The sequence below is a fragment of the Streptomyces sp. RLA123 genome (assembly GCF_056270165.1).
The window spans coordinates 7,364,283-7,386,612 of record NZ_JBWDOR010000003.1; the positions used below are offsets into that span (position 1 = coordinate 7,364,283).

General features: G+C 70.4%; 19 protein-coding genes, 1 tRNA gene and 1 pseudogene. 10 read left to right on the top strand and 11 right to left on the bottom strand.

The window, feature by feature from the left end; genetic code table 11:
• Positions 1-15: 15 nt before the first annotated feature.
• Positions 16-2,820: an FtsX-like permease family protein gene (locus tag RV983_RS33935; protein WP_475990541.1), complete on the bottom strand. Its 2,805-nt coding sequence runs from the start codon at positions 2,818-2,820 to the stop codon at positions 16-18.
• Positions 2,821-2,825: 5 nt separating this feature from the next.
• Positions 2,826-3,524 (bottom strand): ABC transporter ATP-binding protein, encoded by a 699-nt coding sequence (locus RV983_RS33940; RefSeq protein ID WP_475989541.1) that lies wholly within the window; start codon positions 3,522-3,524, stop codon positions 2,826-2,828.
• Between the two features lie 69 nt (positions 3,525-3,593).
• Here RV983_RS33940 and RV983_RS33945 point away from each other — a divergent pair, with 69 nt between their 5' ends.
• The 3 genes from RV983_RS33945 to RV983_RS33955 all read left to right on the top strand — a co-directional run bounded on the left by RV983_RS33945 (position 3,594) and on the right by RV983_RS33955 (position 5,888).
• Entirely contained in the window at positions 3,594-4,205 is a 612-nt protein-coding gene (locus RV983_RS33945) for a PadR family transcriptional regulator (RefSeq protein ID WP_475989542.1), read from the top strand.
• A 193-nt stretch (positions 4,206-4,398) separates the two neighbouring features.
• The gene (locus RV983_RS33950) at positions 4,399-4,746 is read left to right on the top strand and encodes a helix-turn-helix domain-containing protein (protein WP_475989543.1); all 348 of its coding nucleotides are present in this window, start codon (positions 4,399-4,401) and stop codon (positions 4,744-4,746) included.
• Between the two features lie 65 nt (positions 4,747-4,811).
• Positions 4,812-5,888 (top strand): PP2C family protein-serine/threonine phosphatase, encoded by a 1,077-nt coding sequence (locus RV983_RS33955; protein ID WP_475989544.1) that lies wholly within the window; start codon positions 4,812-4,814, stop codon positions 5,886-5,888.
• A 117-nt stretch (positions 5,889-6,005) separates the two neighbouring features.
• Here RV983_RS33955 and RV983_RS33960 read toward each other — a convergent pair whose 3' ends face one another.
• The gene (locus RV983_RS33960; protein ID WP_475989545.1) at positions 6,006-6,788 is read right to left on the bottom strand and encodes an IclR family transcriptional regulator; all 783 of its coding nucleotides are present in this window, start codon (positions 6,786-6,788) and stop codon (positions 6,006-6,008) included.
• A 438-nt stretch (positions 6,789-7,226) separates the two neighbouring features.
• Here RV983_RS33960 and RV983_RS33965 point away from each other — a divergent pair, with 438 nt between their 5' ends.
• Both RV983_RS33965 and RV983_RS33970 read left to right on the top strand, forming a co-directional pair.
• Positions 7,227-7,460, top strand: a complete 234-nt coding sequence (locus tag RV983_RS33965) for a hypothetical protein (protein ID WP_475989546.1) — start codon at positions 7,227-7,229, stop codon at positions 7,458-7,460.
• Positions 7,445-7,795: pseudogene (locus RV983_RS33970) on the top strand (transposase); the annotation flags it as partial. The gene RV983_RS33965 and the pseudogene RV983_RS33970, both read left to right, overlap by 16 nt.
• Before the next feature lie 81 nt (positions 7,796-7,876).
• Here RV983_RS33970 and RV983_RS33975 read toward each other — a convergent pair.
• The 4 genes from RV983_RS33975 to RV983_RS33990 all read right to left on the bottom strand — a co-directional run bounded on the left by RV983_RS33975 (position 7,877) and on the right by RV983_RS33990 (position 12,357).
• Positions 7,877-7,999 carry a hypothetical protein gene (locus RV983_RS33975; RefSeq protein WP_475989547.1) on the bottom strand — a complete coding sequence of 41 codons (123 nt, stop codon included), beginning with the start codon at positions 7,997-7,999 and terminating at the stop codon, positions 7,877-7,879.
• 277 nt (positions 8,000-8,276) lie between these two features.
• The gene (locus RV983_RS33980) at positions 8,277-9,077 is read right to left on the bottom strand and encodes a maleylpyruvate isomerase family mycothiol-dependent enzyme (RefSeq protein WP_475989548.1); all 801 of its coding nucleotides are present in this window, start codon (positions 9,075-9,077) and stop codon (positions 8,277-8,279) included.
• Positions 9,078-9,243: 166 nt separating this feature from the next.
• Positions 9,244-11,607: a glycosyl hydrolase family 95 catalytic domain-containing protein gene (locus RV983_RS33985; RefSeq protein WP_475989549.1), complete on the bottom strand. Its 2,364-nt coding sequence runs from the start codon at positions 11,605-11,607 to the stop codon at positions 9,244-9,246.
• 327 nt (positions 11,608-11,934) lie between these two features.
• Positions 11,935-12,357 carry a MarR family winged helix-turn-helix transcriptional regulator gene (locus tag RV983_RS33990; protein ID WP_475989550.1) on the bottom strand — a complete coding sequence of 141 codons (423 nt, stop codon included), beginning with the start codon at positions 12,355-12,357 and terminating at the stop codon, positions 11,935-11,937.
• A 77-nt stretch (positions 12,358-12,434) separates the two neighbouring features.
• Between RV983_RS33990 and RV983_RS33995 the strand changes: the two genes are divergently transcribed.
• On the top strand, positions 12,435-13,532 hold the full coding sequence (locus tag RV983_RS33995) for a hypothetical protein (protein ID WP_475989551.1): 1,098 nt from the start codon (positions 12,435-12,437) through the stop codon (positions 13,530-13,532).
• A gap of 127 nt (positions 13,533-13,659) precedes the next feature.
• On the opposite strand, the gene rph is transcribed toward RV983_RS33995, so the two are convergent.
• A complete protein-coding gene (gene rph, locus RV983_RS34000; RefSeq protein ID WP_475990542.1) occupies positions 13,660-16,266 on the bottom strand; it encodes a rifamycin-inactivating phosphotransferase in 2,607 nt (868 codons plus the stop codon).
• Positions 16,267-16,664: 398 nt separating this feature from the next.
• Here rph and RV983_RS34005 point away from each other — a divergent pair.
• Positions 16,665-16,739: transfer RNA gene (locus RV983_RS34005), tRNA-Trp, on the top strand.
• Between the two features lie 302 nt (positions 16,740-17,041).
• Here RV983_RS34005 and RV983_RS34010 read toward each other — a convergent pair.
• Positions 17,042-17,215 (bottom strand): CsbD family protein, encoded by a 174-nt coding sequence (locus RV983_RS34010; RefSeq protein WP_475989552.1) that lies wholly within the window; start codon positions 17,213-17,215, stop codon positions 17,042-17,044.
• A 246-nt stretch (positions 17,216-17,461) separates the two neighbouring features.
• Between RV983_RS34010 and RV983_RS34015 the strand changes: the two genes are divergently transcribed.
• The 3 genes from RV983_RS34015 to RV983_RS34025 all read left to right on the top strand — a co-directional run bounded on the left by RV983_RS34015 (position 17,462) and on the right by RV983_RS34025 (position 19,926).
• A complete protein-coding gene (locus RV983_RS34015; protein ID WP_475989553.1) occupies positions 17,462-17,632 on the top strand; it encodes a DUF5670 family protein in 171 nt (56 codons plus the stop codon).
• A 289-nt stretch (positions 17,633-17,921) separates the two neighbouring features.
• Positions 17,922-18,893: a TIGR03557 family F420-dependent LLM class oxidoreductase gene (locus RV983_RS34020; protein WP_475989554.1), complete on the top strand. Its 972-nt coding sequence runs from the start codon at positions 17,922-17,924 to the stop codon at positions 18,891-18,893.
• A 169-nt stretch (positions 18,894-19,062) separates the two neighbouring features.
• A complete protein-coding gene (locus RV983_RS34025) occupies positions 19,063-19,926 on the top strand; it encodes a hypothetical protein (RefSeq protein WP_475989555.1) in 864 nt (287 codons plus the stop codon).
• Between the two features lie 375 nt (positions 19,927-20,301).
• Here RV983_RS34025 and murQ read toward each other — a convergent pair whose 3' ends face one another.
• Both murQ and RV983_RS34035 read right to left on the bottom strand, forming a co-directional pair.
• The gene (murQ, locus tag RV983_RS34030; RefSeq protein ID WP_475989556.1) at positions 20,302-21,207 is read right to left on the bottom strand and encodes an N-acetylmuramic acid 6-phosphate etherase; all 906 of its coding nucleotides are present in this window, start codon (positions 21,205-21,207) and stop codon (positions 20,302-20,304) included.
• A 58-nt stretch (positions 21,208-21,265) separates the two neighbouring features.
• Positions 21,266-22,213, bottom strand: coding sequence for a MurR/RpiR family transcriptional regulator (locus RV983_RS34035; RefSeq protein ID WP_475989557.1), 948 nt, complete (start codon positions 22,211-22,213; stop codon positions 21,266-21,268).
• Between the last annotated feature and the right edge of the window lie 117 nt (positions 22,214-22,330).

Here is a 22,330-nt window from a genome sequence, read left to right on the forward strand (position 1 = left end):
CCGCGTCACGGCTGGTCAGTCGGCCGCAAGGAGGTGGGCAGGGGCGATGCGGGAGTGGGCGCGGATGGGGAAGGCGAGGGCGGCGCTGACGAGGGTGATGGCGGCGAGGGTGGCGAGGAGAGCGGCGCCGGCCACCGTGAGCAGGTGGCCTTCCAGCACGCCCCGGCCGAGGGCCACCACCGCGGCGAGCCCGGCGACCGCGCCGGTGAGTCCGCCGAGAAGGGCGAGAAGGATGCCTTCGTAGATGGTGAGGCGGGCGAGTTCGCGGGTGGTCCATCCGGTGGCGCGCAGGACGGCGAGGTCGGAGGCGCGTTCGCGCTGGGACAGGACGAGGACGTCGACGGCGCCGGCGGCGCCGAGCAGCAGGGACAGGGCGACACTGAGGTAGTCGGCGGTGCGTGCCTGGGCCACCACGGCGTTGCCGAGCAGGGAGCCTGCGACCTCGCCGCGGAAGGCGAGGGTGAGGGCGAGCAGGACGGTGAAGGCGGCGACGCCGAGCGCGAGTCCGGCCGCGCCGAGCAGGGTGCGCCCGCGGACCCGCAGGAGGTTGCGTGCGGCCAGGCCGAGGAGGGTGCGGACGGGCGCGGCCCGGCCGCCGGCTGTGACGGGGGGTCTGATGGCGTCCAGGGGGCGCAGCCGGGTGGCCCGCCACGCGGGCACCGCGCCGGCGGTGACCGCGAGGAGCAGAGCGACGGGCAGCACGAGGGCGGCCTTGACTGCCGCGTCGGGGAGTCCGAGCAGGGTGCCGAGCAGGAACGCGAGGAGCGAGCCCGCGGCACCCGCGGCGAGGCCGATGACGGAGAGTTCGCCGAGGATCAGCCGGAGGATGTCCGGTGAGGTCCAGCCGACGCAGCGCAGGGTGCCGATCTCGGTGCGGCGGGAGCGGACGGAGGCGAGTGCGGCCTGCGCGAGGAAGAGCCCGCAGACCACCAGGACCAGGACGAAGAGGATGGCGCTCTTGGTGTCGACGGCCTTGAGGATGTGCAGCGCCACGCCCTTGGCGGTCCAGTACTCGCGGACGTTGACGCCGGACAGGGCGATGGTCTGGGGCGCGGGGGAGCTGCCGATGGTGATGTCGACCTGGAGACCGGGGAATGCGGTGCGGATGTGTCCGGCCACGGCGTTGACGCGCGCTTGGGAGGCGGGGTCGACTCCGGTGACTCCGGTCACGCGGATGCGGACGGCACTGACCGGTGCCTTGTCCTGGATGCCCGGCAGTCGGCGGCTCTTGGTGAGGGTGGTGATCGAGTCGATGGTGGTGAGCATAGTGGGCGGTGCTGTGAGGTAGCCGCCGAGGTTGCGGTCGGGTGCGAGCGGCCGGTCGTGCAGCGCGGTCCGCGCTGCCTTGTCGGCGCCGGTGACCTGCGGGGAGCGGTAGGTCTCCAGGGGCACCTGCGACAGCGAGGAGAAGCCGGGCAGCCGGGCGGCGTCGTAACGCCCGACCGGGACCAGGAAGGGGACCGGGGTCCGCCCGAAGTCCTCGCGTTCGCAGGTCAGGGTGCCCCAGCAGAAGGTGCCGGGGTGGCTGGTGACCTTGCGGAACTGGGTACCGGTGTTCTCCTCCGGGACGAGGTCGATGAACTGCCGGTCCTCGTTGGTCCGCCAGAGTTCGGGCGACTGGCCGGCACGGGGCCGGGGTGCCAGGCCCTCCGCCGTGCGGCGGTAGTCGACCGGACCGACCGTCCAGTAGCTGGGCGTCAACGCCAAGGGGGGAAGCACGACCTCCTTGGGGAACCCCTTCTCGATCTCGGCGGAGACGTGTCCGACAGGTGTCCCGTGCAGGCTGTTGACGAAGTCGTGGGCGGCGGGGCTGCCGAGTTTCGCGGGCAGGGCGGCCGGGTCGCCGATCTGGAGGCGTTCGACGCGGGCGTCGAGGGTGCCGGCGGTCAGTGTCCGGTCGTTGAGCACGACCGGGACCTTCCAGTAGGGCTTGTCCGACCAGTCCTCCTTGCGGTTCCAGACCGGCTTGTCCTGTGCGGTGAGCATGCGGCCGGAAGTGATCGCCTTGCCCAGGCCGACGAGTCGGTTCTCGGCGGTGGGGTCCACCGCCGACAGGAGCACCGGATAGGACACCGGGAATTCGACCGTCGCCTTGTCGTGGCCCGTCCGGCACGTCAGCCACGCGTTCATGTCGGGGTCGAACGGCGACTCCTCACGGCGGTCCTCCCGGATGAAAACGGGTTCCAGCGGCTCGTAACCCCCGTCGTCGGCACGTTGTACGTGCATGTCGGTCTTGTTGTAGTTGTAGTACCAGCAGACCGAGTACGCGCCGTGCCCGGTTTCCTCCTGGACGAGGTCGCCCGGAGACCACTCATGCGGAAGTTTTCTGGGCTGCCTGATCGGGTTGTGGCTGAGGTAAAGGTACTGGTCGGCGCTTCGGTAGTGGTTCAGGCCGGTGGTCAGGGTCGGCCGGATCCGCAGCATCTGGGCGGGTGCGTCGGTGTCGAGGAAGCCGGAGACGTCGATCTTCATGGTGCCCTGCACCATGAGGTAGCCGAGATTGGCGACCGGCGCGGCGATCTGCACGCCGGGCATGTCCTTGATCGCGTCGTACTGGTCCAGGGTGATGCCGCCGAAGATCCCGGACAGGAAGTTGGCCTCGACCAGGCCGTCGGCCCGCTCCACGGCGCTCTGACTGCCGTGGGGGCGGACCAGGACGTCGTAGGCGGAGCGGGCGTTCTTGCGGACGGTGTCGGTGGTGCGGGCCTGACTGGTCGTCACCGTCGACGTCAGCAGGGTGAAGCTGGTGGCGGCCACCAGGATGCCGGCGGCGAGCGCCAGCGCGCGGCCGCGGTGCCGCCGCAACTGGGAGAGGATCATGGCTATCACGGACGCAGACCTCCGAGCCGGTCCAGTACGTCGGCGGCCGGTGTCACCTGTTCGTCGGAGGTGATCTTGCCGTCCTGGAGCCGCACGATCCGGTCGCAGTTCGCGGCCACCTCGGCGTCGTGGGTGGCGATCAGCATCGTGGTGCCGTACTGCTCGCTGAGCGACAGCAGCAGGTCGATGATCTCCCGTCCGGTGGCACTGTCGAGATTGCCCGTCGGCTCGTCCGCGAGCAGCAGTCCCGGACGGTTGATCAACGCCCGGGCCACCGCCACCCGTTGCTGCTGACCGCCGGACAACTGCGAGGGGAGCGCGTCGGCACGATGCGCCAGGCCGACGGCGTCCAGCAGTTCCATGGCGCGGGCCCGCCGGTCGAAGTCGACCCGGCGTGGCAGTACCGGCACCAGGACGTTGTCCAGGGCGGTCAGTGCGGGCAGCAAATGGAAGCGCTGGAAGACGAATCCGATCCGGCGGCGGTGCGCGTCCAGCCGGGCCGGGGTGAGTTCGACTCCGTCGACCTCCACCGTGCCGGAGTCCGGCCGGTCCATACCGCCGATCACATGCAGCACGGTGGACTTACCCGCGCCCGACGGGCCGGTCAGCGCGACCGACACACCGTCGGCGATCACCAAGTCGACACCGTCCAGCGCGGTGATCCCCGGATAGCTGCGGGTCACCCCCCGCAAGGTCACACCCATGAACCCCTCCCACCCTCATGCATTGCCACAATGCAGCGGTACATTGTCACAATACATAGGGGGTGTAAAATGCCACTGCATCACGCGGTGCTCGCGTTGCTGTCCGAAGGTCCCAGCCACGGCTACGAACTCAAGAGCCGCTTCGAGCAGGCCATCGGCCCACAGTGGGGCGGCCTCAACATCGGCCACCTCTACCAGATCCTCGACCGCCTCGTCCGCGACGGGCACGTCACGCGGTCCCAAATCGCCCAGACCGACCGCCCCGACAAGACGCGCTACCACCTCACCCCCAGCGGCCAGGACGAGTTGACCTCCTGGGCCACCACCGCATGGACCCGCACCGGCGGCTTCCGTGACGAACTGTTCCTGAAACTCCTCGGCGCGGCCTCCCTCGGCCCCGAGGCACTGGACACCCTCGTCACGGCCCAGCGGCAGACCTACCTCTCCGAACTCGCCGGACTCACACGCCTGCGCCGCACCCACACCGACGATCCCCTCGTGGCCCTGCTCATCGACGCCGCCATCACGCACACCAAGGCCGACCTCGAACTCGTCGACAACGCCGCCCACCGGCTCACACCACTCATCAACGCCCGCCCGGCCGCCGGCGCTGACGCATCTCCGTCACGTAGTGCCGAGAGCACCGCGCAAGGCGGACGAAACAACTCATTGCCCGCATGAGTACTTTCCTCATGTCATGCAACGCTTTCTGGTACGGATCATGGTGAGGAGGTGACGTTCTCGATCCCTCCGGACGCCGGGCGTCCAGGATCGGAACCGCCCTCCTGACGCAGGGAGCAAGCATCATCCGATGCAGCCCATGGTGTAGACGGCCGACGTAGGCAGCCCTCCGGCGCTGGGTCGTGGTGAGGACATGCTCAACATGCTCGGTCAGCGGGCGCTGACGGGGCAGGAGCCCGTCGTGCTCACCCCGCAGGAGCTGGAGATCGCCCATCTCGCGGCGTCCGGCCTGACCAGCGAGCAGATCGCCGTGCGGCTCTACCGCTCCCCACGCACCGTGGGGGGCCACCTGGGCAGGATCTTCCCCGAACTCGCGATCACCTCCCGCGCGGCACTCCGCGACGCCCTGCTCGATCTCGACAGGCCCTGGCCGCACACGTCGACGGCCGATGCCGCCACGCAGGATCGTCCTCGGCGGTCCGGAGGACTGCACGGACGGGCAAGGGACCGTGCGCCACGGAGCAAGGGGCGAAACCGGTAGCGCACTTACGGTCGGCAGTGGCCCACCCTCAGTGGACCTGCGACGACTGTGAAGGAGTGACGCCGATGACGGGCAAGGACGAGTTCGACCAGGAGCGGGGCGACGGGCAGCCGGGTCACCATTTGGCTGTGGCGGGGATCCTGGGGGCCCTGGCCGTCTGCGGGGTGAGTGCGCTGTGCGCGATCCTGCCACTGCATCATCCGAGCTTCGCGTGCGGCATCGCGCCGGTGGTCACCGCCGGGGCGGTGGCACTGGTGCTGGCGCGCCTGAAGAACCGATACCGTTCCCGTGCGACGCGGGCTCGTGCGGTGTCCGACACCGTCCAGCGGGTCCTGTTGCGGCCGCTTCCGAGGCGTATCGGTGCTCTGGGCATCGCGTCCGTCTACCGTGCGTGCGGTGGGCGGGACGAGGTCGGCGGCGACCTGTACGCGGTCGCCCGGACGGCCGGTGCGACTCGGCTGATCATCGGTGACGTGTGCGGCAAGGGCCTGCCCACGTTCGAGGACGTCGCCGCCGTGCTCGGGGCCTTCCGCGAATGGGCCCCGCGCGCCGACACGTTGACCGATCTCTCGGGGCGCCTGGAGGAGAGCTTCCTGCGCCACCTGGCGGAGACCGACGACGGCCCCCGCGCCAGGGAGGAACGCTTTGTGACGGCTCTCCTCCTGGAAGTCCCGGACGGCGAACGGCAGGTCCGCCTGGTCAACCGCGGCCATCCGCCGCCGGTGCGGGCTCACGGAGGTTCCGTCGCCCTCGTCTCGGGCTGCTGCTCGCCTCCGCTGGGCCTGCACGGTCTTCAGGACGTCGGCGCCATCGAGGAGTGCTTCGAGCTGGCCTCAGGGGACGCGCTGTTGCTCTACACCGATGGTCTGATCGAGGCCCGCGACGCCGCCGGGCGCTGCTATCCGCTGCTGGAGCGCGCGACGGCATGGGAGTGGGTCCGGCAGAGCACGGCCCGTCATGTGTGCCTGCCTGATGCGCTCTCGGAGATTCTCCAGGATCTTGTCGCTCATGCCGGGGCGCTCCCGGAGGACGACCTCGCGATGGTCGCACTGACGCGGGTCGATAAACCGGACGGCGCCGCGCTCGCCCGGCCGGCCGGCGGTGCCTGCCGCGGCGGGACGGGGCAGTTGCAGACGGACTGACCGGCCACCGACCTGGTGGTGGGGGGTGAGCCGGCGTCCTGCGGGGATGTTCCCTCCCGCAGGACGCCGGCCTGCGGCCCCGGACGGGCGACCGCCGGCCGGGCCTGGTGGACGGATTCACCCCGACCATCGGCTCGTCGCCAGGAAGCGCGATATGTCCAGTGCGCAGTCCGTCACTTGCCTGGCGAGTTCCTCCACCCGGTCGGGGGTCAATCTCTGCGTGGGCCCTCCGAGCGCGACCGCAGCCGTCACGGTGCCATCCATGGCGTAGACAGGGGCGGCCACAGCGCTCGTGCCCAACTCCTGCTCTTCGCAGGCCAATGTCCAGCCCCGCAGCCTCGCCTCGTGCAGTTCCTTGTGCAGGGCCATCGGCTGGACGACCGTTCTTCGTGTGAAGGCGGTCAGTCCCTCGTCCAGTACGAGCCGGAGGGCATGCGGTTCATAGGCCATGAAGACCTTGCCGGCCGCACTGCCGCACAGGGGCCTCACCTGGCCGACGTAGCCGTGCGGAGTGAGCGGGTGCGTGGAATTCGCCCACACCACCGTGACAAGAGTGACGTGCCGGCGGATGCTGAGGGCGCAGCATTCGCCGGTCCTGTCCCGGAGGGCCGCTACCGCCGGCCTGGCCGCTGTCATGAGGTCCGAGGCCACGTCTGCCGACGCCGACCACCGGATCACCCGCAGACCGACACTGAAGAAGACACCCTCGTGCTGGAGCACGTTCTCCTCGACCAGTGCGTGCAGGATCCCGCTCAGTGTCGATGACGGCATGCCGGTCATACGGACGATCTCCGAGGTATGCAGGCAGGGAGTGTCGACGGAAAAGCAGTCCAGAATTCTTGACGCCTCCCGGAGGATGTGTGGAGTGCCTTTGAGTGCGGTTGTCTGATGGATTGCCATGTTCGCAGCCTCCGTATGCGGTGTCGCCGGTATCGAGGTGCTGACCGTGATAGACTCGTGTATGGTTCAAGTAGCCAAGGTAATTGCTGTGTTTAATGAATCGGGTTGAGCTGAGCGAGGTGCCGCTCAAGGCCTGCCGCTCGTGAAGGGCGCCGCAAGGCAGCCCGTATTTCGGCCCGATGCGGTGTGCTCCGCCTTATCTTGGGAGTCGTCAAAACCGACGGCCGGCCTATCTTCATGTTGCCCATCGGTCTTCCGCGTCTACCCTGCGGAAAGCCCTGTGGGCTTGTTTTCTTTGGTGCTGTTCAGCCGTGCCATTCCGGCTGGGCACAGCGCACGGAGAGGCAAGGGGCGGTGCACGGTGAGGCAAGGAAGTCGGCAGGAATCGCACCTACGGTGGGGGCGTGTGCCCGGAACCACCGTGAAGGAGCGACGCCGATGCCGGATACGGAAGAAATGGAAGAGGCGTGGGACGACGAGCGGCCGTGCGGTCGTCCGGCTGTCCTGGGTGCCCTGGCCGTCTGCGCGGTGTGCGCACTGTGCGTGATCCCGGGCGGCACCCACTGCGCCACACCGCTGGTCACCGCGGGAGCGGTGGCCGTGGTGATGACGCGTCTTGGGGCCCTGGCCGGTGCTGTGATGGCGTTGAGTAGGCGATGGCGGATCTGGTGACGCGACTGGTACCCGACGAGTTGTGGGTACTTTTCCGGCAAGTCGTGCCGCCGACCGAGGTGGAGCGCTCGCAGGGCGGGGGCCGGCGGCGGACGGAAGACCGTGAGGCTCTGGCCGCCGTCGTCTTCGTGGCCACGTCCGGGTGCACATGGCGGCAGCTTCCGCCGGTGTTCGGCCCGGCCTGGCCCACGGTCTACCGACGTTTCGCCCAGTGGAGCCGGGACCGGGTCTGGGCGCGACTCCACGAGGTCATCCTCGACGAGCCCGGTACCCGGCCCGAACTCGACTGGCCGCGCTTTGCGATCGACTCCGTCGGAGTCCGGGCGGCGGAAGGGGGCCGCTCACGGACCGGAATCCGTGGTGACAGGCCACCGCCGTCCGCACCCGGCGACGTCCGGGTTCGGTGACCCGGTGTGTCAGGGGCCGACGCGAAAGGGCGTGACCGTGCCGTGGACCTGCCTGGCGTGGGCGGCTTTGACCACGGCCGGGTCGCCCTCGTACATCGCCATCCCGATGACGAGCGGCAGGTCCTTCTTCACCGTGCCGGCGTCACTCTGTCAACGGTTCCGGCTGCACCGCATGGGTCGAACAACCCTGGTGTGCGTGGGGTGCCCGGGTCGTCTGCCGCTGCCGCTGCCGCGCTGTCGGGAAGACGCCGGCCGCATGCCGGCGGACCGTGCGACCTGCTGCCTCACTGCGTCGTGGAGGGCCGGGAAGCCCGAGGCATGCGTGAACCGGGAGGAGCGCCGATCGGCGGCCCTGACACGACGGCGGGAGGCGATGTCCTCGGGCGTCCGGAGTGACGTATCGTCAGTTCTAGGCGTCCGGGTCCCATTCCACGAGCAGGTCGAGGATGCGTCGGTCGCCCTCGAGCTTGAGGGCGTCCAGCGGAATCCGGCCGTACATGGCCAGGACCAGCTCATGGGCCGTGCCCCAGGCGGAGACGCCGGCCGAGTCCGGGTGTTCGCCGGCAGCGGTGGCGGACGTGGCGCCGGGCGTGGGGATACGGGCGGTCTGCGCCCCGTCCGCGGAGAGCCGGAGGCGCCAGGAGCGGCCCTCGGTGGCGTGGTAGTCGACGGTGGCGGGCTCGTGCGGCCAGGGGGCCGTCGTGGCGCAGCAGGTGGACAGGAACTCGTCGACACCGTCGAGTGCCACCTCGTCCGGCAGCGGCTTGGGGGCCCCCAGGGTGAGCTGGGCGTCGTAGGTGTGCACCGCGAACTGCTGGAGCTGGTGCCGGGCGACCGCACCGCAGGTCTGCGGCGACTGCGAGTCACCCCACCACGTCCAGCAGCCGCGATCCGGGCCGGCGTCTCGCAGTGCCTCCAGCAACTCCTGCGTCGACGCGGCCAGCCAGGCAAGCTGGGCCTCGCGTTCCTGGGGCATGGCCGGGGCACCCTCCGCTGCGGACTTCTCCGGGGCGTCGGGCCCCGCGGCGACGGTGGCGGCCCAGGCGAGGCGCCCGTCGCCCATGTGCTGCACCAGATCGAGCAGCGTCCACTCGGGGCAGGTCGGTACCTGCACATGGAGGCTGGGTGCGGAGGCGACCGCGGCGCGGAAGGCGGTTGCCCGCTCGTCGATCAGCCGCAGCAATTCGGGGAAGTCCAGAGTCTTTTCCACGGCGGATGTCTATCACCGCGCTCCCGTCTTCGGACAGCGATTTTCACCGCCTGGGCGGCTCACCCGTCGGCGGCCCGTCTCCCCTGCCCCGGCGGCCGCACGGGGGGTGTGCTCCAGGAGCCTGGAGCACACCCCCGCCGGATCTCCGGCCGAAGCCGGGGCGACGCTACGGGATCCTCACCGTCACGGACTTGCCCGGCTTGAGGGTGAGTTGCTTGCGGAAGGCGCCGGCGCGCAGCTCGGTCGACGTGCCGCCGGTGCTGCGGACGGTCGCCTCGCTCACCTTGCCGTTGCGCCAGGACAGGTCCACCTCGAACCCGCCGCGGGCGCCGATGCCGGTCACGGAACCCTTGGCCGCCCAGGCGTCGGGAAGGGCGGGCAGCAGTTCGATGACGCCCGGCCGCGAGTAGAGGATCATCTCGAGCGCGGCCGTGGCACCGCCGAGGTTCGCATCGATCTGGAAGATCGTGTAGCTGCCCTGGCTGTACATGTCGAACCAGTTGGCCGAGGTCCCGTTGCCGTTGCTGATGGACGGCCGCAGGACCGTCAGGTAGAGCTGGTAGGCCTTCTCCGCGTCCTTCAGCCGGGACCAGCACAGCGACCGCCACGCGCACGCCCAGCCGAAGCTGTCCATTCCGCGCGCGGTGAGCAGCGCCCGTACCCCGTCGAGCAGCGGCTGCGGGCTGGTGTCGGCGGCGATCCGGTCACCCGGGTAGAAGCCGATCAGCGGGGACAGGTGCCGGTGGGTGACCTCGCCGAGGTTGTCGGGGCTCATCCACTCCTCGAGCCAGCCGGTCTTCGGGCTGACCCGGGGCAGGTAGAGCCTGGCCTGCATCGCGCCCAGCTCGGCGGCGAGTTCGGTGTCCCGGTGGAGTACGCGGGAGGCGGTCCTGAACTCTTCGAACAGCTCCCACGCCAGTTCCTGCCCGTAGGTGTTGCCCTTGCCGTCCGGGCCGTGCTCCGGCGACCACGAGGTGTCGTCGATCAGGACGTCGTGCGATGCCCCGTCAGGGTCCGTGACGGTGGTGCTGATCAGGCGCGCCCGCCAGAACTCCGCCGCGCCCTTGAGGACGGGGTAGATCAGTTCCAGGTATGCGCGGTCCTGGCTGTACTCGTAGTGCCGCCACAGTGAGTTGCACAGCCAGGCGTTTCCGGACGGGTGCCAGGCCCAGCCGCTGCCGCCGTGGATGTTGGTGGAGAAGGCGACCGCCCAGCCGGCGATCTTGCCGGTGCTGTTGCGGAACCGGTTGCGCTCGTTGTTGTAGAGCCGCTTGGTGACGTCGGTCCAGACCGGCAACTGGGACACGCAGTATCTGGCGAGGGCGTACGAGTTCTCGCCCAGGCCGGCGGGGTCGGCCAGCCAGTAGTTCATCTGGACGTTGATGTCGGTGTGGTAGTCCGCGTACCAGTCGGGATTGTTGTTGTGCACCCAGATGCCCTGGAGGTTCATCGGCAGCCAGTCGCGCGAGCCGGTGATGGTCAGGTAGCGGCCGTACTGGACGTACGCGGCCTCCAGTTCCGGGTCCGGCGTGGAGGTGTCGGTGTACCGGACGGCGATGCGCGACCACGAGTCCAGGGAGCGCTGGAGCGCCGACGACTCACCCAGGTCGATGGAGAACCGGTTGTAGAGCCGCTGGTAGTCGGAGACATGGGTCTTCAGCAGCACATTGCCGGACACCTTGGCCGCGGCCGTGACCTTGGCGCGGGCCACGGCGAGGGGATCGGTGGCGGGCTCGCGGAAGTTCTTCGCGGCGTCGGGCGAGTAGTCGGTGCCGCCGCACACCACGATCAACAGCTCACGGCAGCCGGCGAAGGACAGCGTGTCGCCCTCCACGCCGACCCGGCCCGTGGAACTGACCGCGGTCACCGCGGCGGCATAGCGCAGGCCGTTCTTCAGCGTCCCGTCGAACGAGAGCTGCCCGCCTCCGCCCGCGGTGGTCTCGCCGTGGGTGCCGGCCAGCGAGATGCTGCCGGTGTGCGGGCCGCCGGTGAGCCGGATGACGACCACGTCGTCCGGGTGGCTGGCGTAGACCTCGCGGCGGTGGAGGCTGCCGTCGTGCAGATACGTCGCCGAGACCACGCCGTTGCTCAGGTCGAGCTGCCGACGGTACTTGCCCACCGCGTCGCCGGAGTGGCCGGGCAGCGCGATCCGGAGCTTGGCAAGGAGACCGAAGCTGCCGAAGTCGTCCGGGCCGTAAGGGAGCTGACCGTCGTCGGTCGGGGTGTCGTTGGCGCCGCCCGTCCAGAACGCGCCGTCGGTGAGGTAGACGAAGTCGTCGGCCGGGTCGCAACCGACCAGCGCGCCCAGCCGTCCGTTGCCGACCGGGAGGGCCTCTTGGATGATGCGCGCCTCGTGGGCGGGCGTGCGGTACCAGATCGTCGTGGCCCGGCCCTCGGGGACGATGTCCACGCTGGAGGGACGGACGGGAGCGGCGTGCGCGGTGAAGGGGGAGAGGCCGCCCGACAGGGCGATACCTCCGCTGGTGACGCCGGCGATGCGGAGGAAGTCACGGCGGGAGGAAGCGGACACAGCAAGGGGTCCTTTCCAGGGTTGCGGAAGCCCACAAGAAGTATTCATAAATAATCAACTTGTCTCGGGCACGTCAACGCCTGGGGCTGAATTAACCCGACCTTTCTCGCGGGCGTGGCTGGGATTGTGCCTATTTAGTCCCAGATTTCGGCATCGGTAGGGCCGAATTCAGGGTTCCTGGTCGGAGTAGGTCGGATGTCTGCTGCCGTGTCGTCGCCGTGCAGGGGCCGGCGGTCGGTGCCGCGCAGGCCATGCGCCTCATGCGGTCGGCCGGGCCGGCCCGGCGGCGCCCGCACCCCCGCTGCGCCGGGCCTGGCGGGCCGCGGCTCAGTCGGCCGCGTTGTAGCGCTGGAGGTGGTCGGCCAGCTGCTGCACGTCCGCGTCCTCCCAGTCGGCGAACCGCCCTGCGAAGGCGCGCCGGCGTCGCTCGTTGGCCTCCGCCAGCAGCCGCAGGCCCTGGTCGGACGGTCGGAGGATCTGCCCGCGCTGGTCGTGCGGGTCGGATGCGCGCACGAGCAGTCCGCCGCGCTCCAGTACCGCGATCTGGCGGCTGACTGTGGATTTGTCGAGCAGGAAGTGCGTGGCCAGGTCGGTGCCGCGGCAGCCGCCGCGCTCCTGCATGTAGTCGAGCATGCCGTACGCCACGAGGGACAGCTCGGGGTGGATCTGCGTGGCGCGCGTCCGGGCGCGGCGGGCGAACGCGGTGAGTTCGCGCTGGATCGTGTCGATGGCTGTCTCTCGGGCCGGCATCTGGACCTCCTTCGGATAGATGTACTATACAAGAAAGAAGGTTGTATTTACCAATCACATCGAGAGGTACGTTCCCCATGACCGCATCCTCGGCCGCCACCGCTCCGGGAGGGGCGCACGCGCACGCGGCTCCCCATCCGGGCCACAGCGTGGGACACATCGTTCTCCACCTGGTGACTCCGCTGCTGATGTGCCTGGGCATGGGCCTTGCCTACCTGGGCGCCTTTCACGCCCCCGAGCCGCACGGGCTGAAGGTGGCCGTCGTCGGGACCGGGCCGCGCGCGCAGGTCCTCGCGCAGACCCTCAAGGACAAGGCCGGCGACGCGCTGGACGTCACCACCGTTCCCGCGCGGGCCGCCGCCGTGCACGAACTGATGGACCGCGACCTGGCCGGCGCCTACCTCCCGTCCACGGAGCATCCGCGACTGCTGGTCGCCAAGGCCAACTCCGACACGACCGCAACGGCCGCCGAGACCGTCTTCCGCCTGGTGGCCGACCGCAAGGGGACCGCCCTCGACGTCAAGGACGTCGCGCCGACCTCGCAGGGCGACCCCACAGGACAGGGCCTCTTCTTCCTCCTGGTCACCATCAGCATCGGTTCCTACGCCAGCGTCGCCGCCATCGGCGCGGCCGGCGCCGCACTGCGGCTGTGGACCCGGGCAGCCATCGGCTTGGCGACCTCATTCGTGGTGAGCATCATCGGCACCGTGCTGGCGGGACCGGTGTTCCACATCGTCGATCACGACCTTGCCGCCGTGTGGGGTATGGAGTGGCTGTACTCGGCGGGCATCATCGCCATCGGCGTCGGCCTGCACACCTTCCTCAAGCGGTGGACCACGCTGACGATGATGATGCTCTTCGTGATGCTCAACTTCACCACCTCGGGCGGCATCTTCCGTCCCGAGCTCCAGAACGGCTTCTTCGGCGCGCTCCACGCCTTCTGGAATGGCGCGGGCTTCGTCGAGGGCGTCCGCAGCATCCTCTACTTCTCCTCCGGCGCGGGCCTGGCCGGCCGGGTCACCTCCCTGGTCATCTGGCTCGGCGCCGGCCTCGTGGCGCTCGCCGCGGCGGACGCCGCGGAACGACGCGCCCGCCCGGCCGGTGCGCCGCCCGCCCCGTCGCCGACGGTGGAGCGGGAGGCCGAGGAGGAGATCGGCGAGGCCGTCGCCGTCTGACCCCCCGGGGGCCCGCATGCCGGGCGGGCGACCGGGGACCGGGAAAGTGCCTCCGCGCTGCCACGACAGGACGCTCTGCGGGTCCTGAACGCGGTAGCGGCAGAGGCACTCCGTCAGGCGCGGTCGGTCAGGAGAGGATCTCCACGTAGCCGTCGGTCCCGTGCACGCGGATCCGCTGTCCGTCCCGGATCAGCCGGGTCGCCTGGTCCACGCCCACCACAGCCGGCAGCCCGTACTCACGGGCGATCACCGCGCCATGGGTCATCAGGCCGCCCACCTCCGTCACCAGACCGGCGATGCCGACGAACAGCGGCGACCAGCTGGGGTCCGTGAAGGCCGTGACCAGGATGTCGCCCGCTTCGAGATCGGCCTCCGCCATGTCGAGGACGACGCGGGCCCGCCCCTCGACCGTCCCGGTGGACACCGGCAGGCCGATCAGGGCGCCGGCCGGCACGTCGTCGCGCCGGTACGCCCCGGTGAGGGCCTCACCGTCCGATGTGAGCACCCGGGGTGGCGTGAGCGCCTGGTACGACCGGAACGCGTCCTTGCGCTCCTGGACGAGCCGGCCGTCCGCCTGATGCGTGCGCACGACCTCGCGCAGTTCCTGGAACGTGAGGTAGAAGACGTCCTCCTTCTCGGGAAGCACGCCGGCCTGCACCAGGCGTTCGGCCTCCGCCAACAGGGCCCGCTTGTAGACGAAGTAGCGGCTGACGATGCCGTACTTCGGGTACTCCCGGTACCCGATGAAGGTTCTGACCCGGTCGATCTTGCGCTTGGCCTCGTCGGCCATGCGCTCCCCGTCCGGCAGGGCCCGCAGGCGTGCCAGCACGTCCCGCTCCTTCTCCTGCGCCCTCTGCCGCCCTTGCTCGAAGCGCCGCTCGGCGGCCCCCGGTTCGAAGTTCCGGACGTTGTCGAGGATCACCGGCACGAGCGTGGCGGGGCGCTCGCGCCAGCGCGGCCTGGTGATGTCGATCTCACCGACGCAGCGCATGCCGTACCGGTCGAGGTAGGCCTCGATGGCATCGCGCGCTTCGGTACCGCCCGTGAACTTCGGCAGCTCGTCCAGGAAGGCGTCGCCCTCCGCGTACTCGACGCCCTGGAGGAACGCCACCACTTCCGGATGCGGGCGGATCACGTCCGCGACGTCGAGCAGGTCCAGTCCCATCTCCGACGTGATGTTGCCGGGGGCGGACAGCGTGAGCGTGTCAGCCGCGTTCTTCTCGCCGAGCCACTCCTGGAGCTTGTCGTTGAGCCACCACGTGGCCTCCATCCCCGCCATGATCGCCTGCATGTTCAGCGGATCACCAAGGGCTCGCTTGTGCTCCTCGAAGGCCTCCAGCAGGAAGTCGAACAGCGCCGGCCCGCTCTTCGTCCGGATGCCGCGTTCCAGGGCGGCGACGGACACCTCGCTGCGCTCGATCAGCTCGGTGACGACGGCCGGATCGGTCCCGATCGGGGCGGGCGCACCGCCGGCCGGCGGCCCGCCGGGACCCGCGTCCGGGACCGGCGGCAGGAAGTCGTCGCGATCGAGGACGGTCTCCAGAGCGTCCCTGACCAGCGGATCCCCTCTGCCCATGACGTCCAGGAGGGCGGCACGGCTCGCGGGCGAGGCCAGCCGACGGGTGGCGTCGACGAACAGCCTCCCGCCGGCCTCGTGCATCGGTACCATCGCCGTCAGCTGCCACATGGAGAGCCCCAGGGGCTTCATGGGGTCGGTCATCATCTGCTGATGGCCGACGGAGACGTAGATGTGGTTCTTCTGGTCCCCGGCCTCGGGAACGGGGAACAGCGTCGTGATCGGCCTGCTCTGGACGATCCGGAAGCCGTCCTCGACCAGGCACCATTCGATGTCCTGCGGGCGGCCGAAGTGCGCCTCGATCCGCCGCCCGAGCTCCACCAGTCGTACGACCTGCGCATCCGTCAGCGCCGGCTGCTCCTGCCGGTGCGCGTCGATCGCCACTTCCTGGGTGCCGCCGGCCGGCAGGGCCTGTACGGCACGTTGCTTGGCGGCGATCGACTTGGCGACGACTCCGCCGTCCCGCACGGTGAAGACGTCCGGGTTCACCAGGCCGGAGACCAGGGCTTCGCCGAGGCCGAAGCCGGCGTCCACGGTGGCGGTCTTCCGGTTGCCCGTGACGGGATCGGCCGTGAACAGGATGCCCGACGCATCCGGGAAGACCATCCGCTGCACGACCACGGCCATCCGGACCGTACGGTGGTCGATGCCGTTACGCCGGCGGTAGGTCACGGCCCGCTCCGTGAACAGCGAGGCCCAGCACCGGCTGACGTGCCGGAGGATCGCCGCGGGCCCCACGACGTTCAGGTACGTGTCCTGCTGGCCGGCGAAGGAGGCCGTCGGCAGGTCCTCCGCCGTCGCGCTCGACCGGACGGCGCAGGCGGCGTCCTCGCCGAGGCGGGCGAGCGCGCGCGTGACCGACGCCGCGATATCGTCCGGGACGGCGACCGCTTCGATGGTCCGGCGGATCTGCGCGCTGAGCGTGCGGATCGCCTCCCGGTCGTCCGGGTCGACGCGCGCCAACCGCTCGAGCCGATCGTCGATCGACGGTGCCGCCGCCATGATCCGGCGGAAGGCGTCCGTCGTCACACAGAAGCCGGCAGGCACATCGATGCCGTCGATCCGCGACAGCCCGCCCAGGTGCGCGCCCTTGCCGCCGACGACCGCGACCCGCGTCTCGTCGACCTCTTGAAGATCCAGCACGTACTGCTCGATCACTGCTTCCCCTTTGAGGCTGTCGTGCTCCGTTGCACTGCGGTGGCCGGCCGGATCACCGGCGGCTCCCACGTCGTCGAACCTCTTGTCGAGCACGTCCCCATCCCCGCTTGCCTTCTGTGTGACGCGCCTGCCGGTCCCACGGCCCGGCCGCCGTCACCCCGCCATCTCCGCATGGTGTGGGCACAGGCCGACGATTGTGCGCCGTGCCCCGGGTCTTGCGGCAAGCCCCCCACTGCGCTATAGGTTGAGAGTGGCAAGGAGAGATCTCTCCTTGCCTTTGCTTTTGCCGGCCGGCGGAAATGACGACGCGCGCAGCGCACGGCTGACAGTCACCGCGGGGTTTCCCGGCGGGATGCGGTCCAGTGGCCGACTTCCCTGTCGCTGGATTCCGGCCGGGGGAAGGCGTATCGCAAAGGCGGTCGCGCGCGGTCTCCACCATCGCGAGGACGCCGGTTCGCATCCGGTCGGCTTCGCCGCCTCAGCCGGGCGTCCGGTGGCGCACACAACGGAGAGCGGCGGGAAGACGCGGAGCCCGCTCGGGTTTGTGACGGCCTGAGGGGCTCCGCGGTGCGCAACGGCAGCGACGATGACACCGGTGCGCTCCGTCCACTGAAGTCGACCGAGGGGGGCGTGTCCCTGTGACGCGGCGGGCGACCGCGTGCTTTCACCCCATCGGAGGCACGCTCATGCCGGCTGGGCCCGCGATTCCGGGCACGCGTGGGGGCGGCCCCTTGCCGGGGCCGCCCCCACGCGCTGAACTCCCGTGTGCCGGCGGTCAGTGCCGGCCGATGTCCTTGATCTTCTCCTTGGCCTCACGAGCGTCGCCGATGGCCTCCTCGGCGTGGCCCTCAGCCGTCAGCCGTTCGTTGCCCACGGCCTCTCCGGCGGTCTTCTTGACCTTGCCGACGGTCTGCTCGGTCTTGGCCTTGGCCTTCTCGTTGTCGGCCATGCTGTTCACCTTCCCTGGCGTGACGTCGTGTGCTGTGGATTCGTCTGACCGCCGAAAGGCGCGGCAAACACGGGGAGATGGAGCGAGATCCGCAGGGCGCCACGTCGCTGTGCGAGCGCATGGCGTCAAGGACATGGGGGATGCGGCGGGCACGCGCGTGTGCCCCTGATTCCGTGAAAGTAACGGGATCTTTGTGTGCTTGTGCGGCCGGGTCGAGGGCAAGCGCCGGTCAGGAGGTTGATAACGATGGTTCCCCTGATTCTGGTTCTTCTTCTGGCTCTGGTGCTGTTCGGTGCGGGATTCGCCCTGAAGGCACTGTGGTGGATCGCAGTGATCGTTCTCGTTCTGTGGTTGCTCGGCTTTGTCATGCGGTCTTCCGGGAGCGGCGGCCGCAGGGGCCGTTGGTACCGCTGGTAGACGCGCCACGGGTGGATGACGCGTCGTGGGGGCCCGGCCGAACTCGGCCGGGCCCCCACCCGCGTTCACGGGGCGGGGTGAACACCGGTCCCGTGAAACCGCGGAGAACCCGGCGCCTGACCCCTGCGGCGTAACCGGACCGCGCTCGTAGCGTGCCTGCGCCCGGGAACTCGCACTGTGGGGAGAATCGGGAGGGGACCACGGAAGCGCCGCAACCAGGGGCCCGAGGACGCACTCTCGCCCTCCCGGTCTCTTGTCCGAGATCGTCGATCTGCTGGAAGGGATGTGCATGACCACCTACGGATACTTCCTGTCCTCGGAGGAGTTCACCCCCGCGGAACTGCTGGAGCAGGCCCGCATGGCCGAGCAGGCCGGATTCGAGGCACTGGCCATCTCCGACCACTTCCATCCGTGGAACGACGAGCAGGGCGAGAGCCCGTTCGTCTGGACCATGATCGGAGCGTTGTCCCAGGTGACATCGCTGCCTGTCACCACGTTGGTCACCTGTCCCACGGTGCGCATGCACCCGGCGATCAACGCCCAGGCCGCCGCGACGGCGGCCGTGCTGACCGGCGGCCGGTTCCGCTTCGGCCTGGGAAGCGGTGAAGCCCTCAACGAGCACATCCACGGCGACGCCTGGCCCGAGGCCGCGGAGCGCCTGCAGATGCTGGAAGAGGCCGTGCAGGTCATCAGGAAACTCTCCACCGGAGAACGGGTCACCCACCACGGCACCCACTACACCGTGCAGAACGCCCGCCTCTACACCGTTCCGGCGGAACCGGTTCCGCTGTACGTCTCCGGCTTCGGGCCGGAGGCAGCGGCGCTGGCCGGCCGTATCGGGGACGGCTTCGTGACAATGAAGCCCGACGCGACCCTGGTGGAGCAGTTCCGGCGGGCCGGCGGGGGAGGCAAACCGGTCATCGGCGGACTGAAGGTCTGCTGGGACACCGACCGGGAGCGCGCGGTGAAAACCGCGCACCGGCTGTGGCCCAGCGAGCAGCTTCCCGGCGAGCTGGCCCAGATCCTCCCCACCCCGGAGCACTTCGAGCAGGCGGCCACCCTGGTCACCGAGGACATGGTCGCCGGCGCGCTCGTCTGCGGTGACGCCACCGACGACCACTTCAGGGCGGTCAGCGCCTATTCCGAGGCCGGGTTCGACGAGGTCTACGTCCAACAGATCGGCCCCGACCAGAAGCAGTTCTTCGACTTCTACCGCGCCGAGGTGCTTCCCCGGCTGCGGGACGGCATGTCCGCCGGCTGATCCCCAGAGCGGTCCGGGGGGCCGGGCGCCGGGCATGGCCAGCCCGCTGTGCTCACCGCGCGGATTGCCATGGCTGCCCGCAGGATGGAGCGCAGTCGGCACGCGTGCCTTTCGGGGCGGTGGCCGACGTGCCGACGGTCCGCCTCACGACGCATTCGAGGACCCTGCGATGGCTGCAACGACCGATGCCCTCACGTCCGTGCTGGAGGATGCCAGGCGGGCCCATTCCGCGGTGATCGAGCGCTTCGTGGCGGATCTGGCCGTCACGCCGGAGGGGCCGCACCGGCAGGTGCTGGAGGACCACGTGGCCTACGCGCAGGCCTGCATGGCGTTGATGGACGGCTGCCTCCAGCGGCTGCGGGGGCGCCGCGTGCGGGCGGACCTGCTCGGCCCCGCCCGCCGGATCGCCCAGGATGCCGCCCTGGTGGGACGCATGCCGCTGGTCATGGCGACGCGGATGGGGGCGGCGGCGCTGCGCGGGCGCGGGCCGGCCGGCGAGAAGCGGCTGCTGAAAAACGCGGCCGACGAGTACGGCATCACCGCCCGTGCTCTGGCCAGCAGCCAGGCGGGGGAGACCGTCGCCTCCCAGGCCCACGACGACGTCGCACTCGAGCTGTTCGCCTCCCTGCGCCGTGAGGACCAGCAGGTCCTGCAGGTCCTGGAGGCGAGTCTGACCGAACACGCCGCGGCCCTGGCCCGCAGCGGCGGCCGGGCGGCGTTCGGAGGCGTTCTCGGCGCGGTCGCCCGCGGGGCCGTGACCCTGTGGAACCGCGCGACAGGGGAGTGGGTGGCCGCGGGCATCGCCGGAGTCCGTCAGGTGGCCGACAACGCGCAGGGCGCCGCGAGCCGCGAGGAGACCCTGCCCATCGCCCGCTACGGCCGGTTGACCACGGGGGAGATCGCCGGAAGGTTGCGCGGCCTGTCGCCGACGGAACTGGCCTGGGTCGAGGGGTACGAACGCGCACACGCCAGGCGCCCCGAAATCCTGCGGGCCGTCACGAACCTGCGGGCATCGGCTCCCTCCCCGTACTGATCCGGGCGCGGCGCACGCATCACTCGGGAGCCGCACGCACGCTGACCTCGGCCTGTCGCTCCCCTGCCTCCGGTCGGGCGGGGGCGCCGGGCCGTGGCCCCTGTCCGCATCACGCCGCCCGCACTCCGCCCACGCCACCGGGCGCGGGTCCGTCGCGTGCCGGTACGGGACATTCGGCGACCTGCGCCGGAGGACGACCTGGTCCGCGAACTGCCCCCGCGACCGCCGGCCCGATCCTCGCGTCCGCCCGGGTGCCGGTCGTGCGCCCGCGCGTCCGTGTGAGGGGGCGATGTTCCTCACCGGGGGCACGACCGCGGGGCGCCCCCGTCTCCGGGGGCGCCCGCACGGCCCGCTGCTCCTGGCGTGTCAGGTACGTCAGGAGCCGGCAACGGCCGTCCGCGTGTCGCCCTGGGCATGGGCGAGACGCTGGGTGGCCTCCTCGGCGGTGAAGCCGGCGAGGAGCATGACGATGGCGGTCTTGGCGTGGCCGCCCGCCGCGTCGAGGGCCTGGGCGACGGTGTCCGCGTCGGCGCCGGTGGCCTGGGACACCATGCGGCGGGCCCGGTCGACGAGCTTGTCGTTGGTAGCCCGCATGTCGACCATGAGGTTGCCGTAGACCTTGCCCAGGCGCACCATCGAGGCGGTCGAGAGCATGTTGCAGACCATCTTCTCGGCGGTGCCGCCCTTGAGGCGAGTCGAGCCGGTGAGGACCTCGGGGCCGGTGATGACCTCGATGGGGATGTCGGCGTAGCGGCTGACGAGGGCGTCGCGGTTGCAGGCCACCGACACCGTGACGGCACCGGCGGCGGCGGCGTGCTGGAGGCCGCCGACGACGTAGGGGGTACGGCCGCTGGCCGCGAGGCCGACGACCGTGTCCCGCTCGTTCACGCCGATCTCGTCGAGGTCCGCGACCGCCCGCGCGGGCTCGTCCTCGGCGCCTTCGACGGCGACGATGAACGCCCCCGGGCCACCGGCGAGCAGACCCACGACCTGCTCGGGCGGGGTGCCGAACGTGGGCGGGCACTCGACGGCGTCGAGCAGGCCGATGCGGCCGCTGGTGCCGGCGCCGACGTAGATCAGCCGGCCGCCGCGCCGCAGGGAGTGCGTGATCGCCTCGACGGCGTCACCGATCTGCGAGAGCGCGTCGCGTACCGCGAGGGCGACGGTCCGGTCCTCGGCGTTCATGACCGAGAGCAGTTCGGAGACCGGCATGCGGTCCAGTTCGGCGGTCCGGTCGTTGCGGATCTCGGTACCGAGAGTGCCGAGTGTGCTGAGGTCCACGGCGCGGTCGTCCTTTCAGGGGTGGTGCTCAGAGGTGGTGCTCGGGGAGGGCCGGCGGTCAGTCGGCGGCCGGGGTGCGGCGCGGCGGCTGAGGGCGTTTGCGGCGCTGGACAGCCCCGTAGGTCTTCTGGAGCGCGGCGGTCGTGGCGTCGTAGGAACGCTGGGCCACGCCGACGAACAGGCAGTCGATGACTGCGAGCTGGGCGATGCGGCTGACGGTCGCGCCGGACCGGAAGGGGGTCTCCCGGGCGCAGGTCGTCAGCACGAGGTCGGCGCTCTCCGCGAGGGTGGAGCGCGCGACGTTGGTGAGGGCGATGGTGGTCGCGCCGCGTTCGGCGGCGGCCTGGAGCGGTTCGACGGTGTCCTCGGTCTCCCCGGAGTGGGAGATGGCCACGGCCACGTCCCCGGGGCCGAGGAGGGCGGTCGCGGTGAGGGCCGCGTGCCGCTCGTTCCATATGAAGGCCATGTGCCCGATGCGGTGCAGCTTCTGGTGCAGGTCCTGGCCGACGAAGGCGCTGGCGCCGATACCGAAGATGTCGACGCGCCGGGCGCCCGCCACGGCGTCGATCGCGCGGCCCAGCGCCTCGAGGTCGAGCCCCGCACCGGAGTCCTCCAGGGCGCGGATCTCGTTGTAGACGATCTTGCTGACGATCTGGTCGAGCGTGTCGGTGGCGCTGATGTCGGTGCCCGGTGCCGGGCGCTCGCCGCCGAGCGCGTCCTCGCGGGCGGCGGCCGCGGCCAGCGCGAGCCGCAGCTGCGGGTAGTTGGTGATCCCTATCGCCCGGCAGAAGCGCATCACCGTGGCGACCGAGGTGTCCGCCCGCTCGCCCAGGGCGCTGATGGACAGCTTGCTCGCCTGTGCCGGTTCGGCCAGGACGGCGTCGGCCACCCGGCGTTCCGAGGGAGCCAGGGACGGCAGAGCCGCACGGATGCGCGCCAGGGTGCCGGCGGCGGGGACGTCGTCCGCCGGCTGAGCCGGTGTACGGGGTGGTTCCTGGCGGGCCATGGACGGGTCCCTCCTGTGGGGTGGGCGCCACATTAACCATGCATCAGCGGTGCGTCAAAAACTTACGAAACGCATTACACGAAGTTACTTATTGACATACGGAGGTCGACCTTCCGA

Excerpts from the sequence above, each read along its gene's own strand:
- RV983_RS34035 (WP_475989557.1), bottom strand. The coding sequence starts at position 22,213 with ATGGCCCGCCAGGAACCACCCCGTACACCGGCTCAGCCGGCGGACGAC.
- RV983_RS34015 (WP_475989553.1), top strand. The coding sequence starts at position 17,462 with ATGGTTCCCCTGATTCTGGTTCTTCTTCTGGCTCTGGTGCTGTTCGGT.
- RV983_RS33995 (WP_475989551.1), top strand. The coding sequence starts at position 12,435 with ATGACCGCATCCTCGGCCGCCACCGCTCCGGGAGGGGCGCACGCGCAC.
- RV983_RS33965 (WP_475989546.1), top strand. The coding sequence starts at position 7,227 with ATGCCGGATACGGAAGAAATGGAAGAGGCGTGGGACGACGAGCGGCCG.
- RV983_RS34025 (WP_475989555.1), top strand. The coding sequence starts at position 19,063 with ATGGCTGCAACGACCGATGCCCTCACGTCCGTGCTGGAGGATGCCAGG.
- RV983_RS33955 (WP_475989544.1), top strand. The coding sequence starts at position 4,812 with ATGACGGGCAAGGACGAGTTCGACCAGGAGCGGGGCGACGGGCAGCCG.
- RV983_RS33940 (WP_475989541.1), bottom strand. The coding sequence starts at position 3,524 with ATGGGTGTGACCTTGCGGGGGGTGACCCGCAGCTATCCGGGGATCACC.
- RV983_RS33945 (WP_475989542.1), top strand. The coding sequence starts at position 3,594 with ATGCCACTGCATCACGCGGTGCTCGCGTTGCTGTCCGAAGGTCCCAGC.
- RV983_RS33935 (WP_475990541.1), bottom strand. The coding sequence starts at position 2,820 with ATGATCCTCTCCCAGTTGCGGCGGCACCGCGGCCGCGCGCTGGCGCTC.
- RV983_RS33960 (WP_475989545.1), bottom strand. The coding sequence starts at position 6,788 with ATGGCAATCCATCAGACAACCGCACTCAAAGGCACTCCACACATCCTC.
- RV983_RS33990 (WP_475989550.1), bottom strand. The coding sequence starts at position 12,357 with ATGCCGGCCCGAGAGACAGCCATCGACACGATCCAGCGCGAACTCACC.
- RV983_RS33950 (WP_475989543.1), top strand. The coding sequence starts at position 4,399 with ATGCTCAACATGCTCGGTCAGCGGGCGCTGACGGGGCAGGAGCCCGTC.
- RV983_RS34010 (WP_475989552.1), bottom strand. The coding sequence starts at position 17,215 with ATGGCCGACAACGAGAAGGCCAAGGCCAAGACCGAGCAGACCGTCGGC.
- RV983_RS34020 (WP_475989554.1), top strand. The coding sequence starts at position 17,922 with ATGACCACCTACGGATACTTCCTGTCCTCGGAGGAGTTCACCCCCGCG.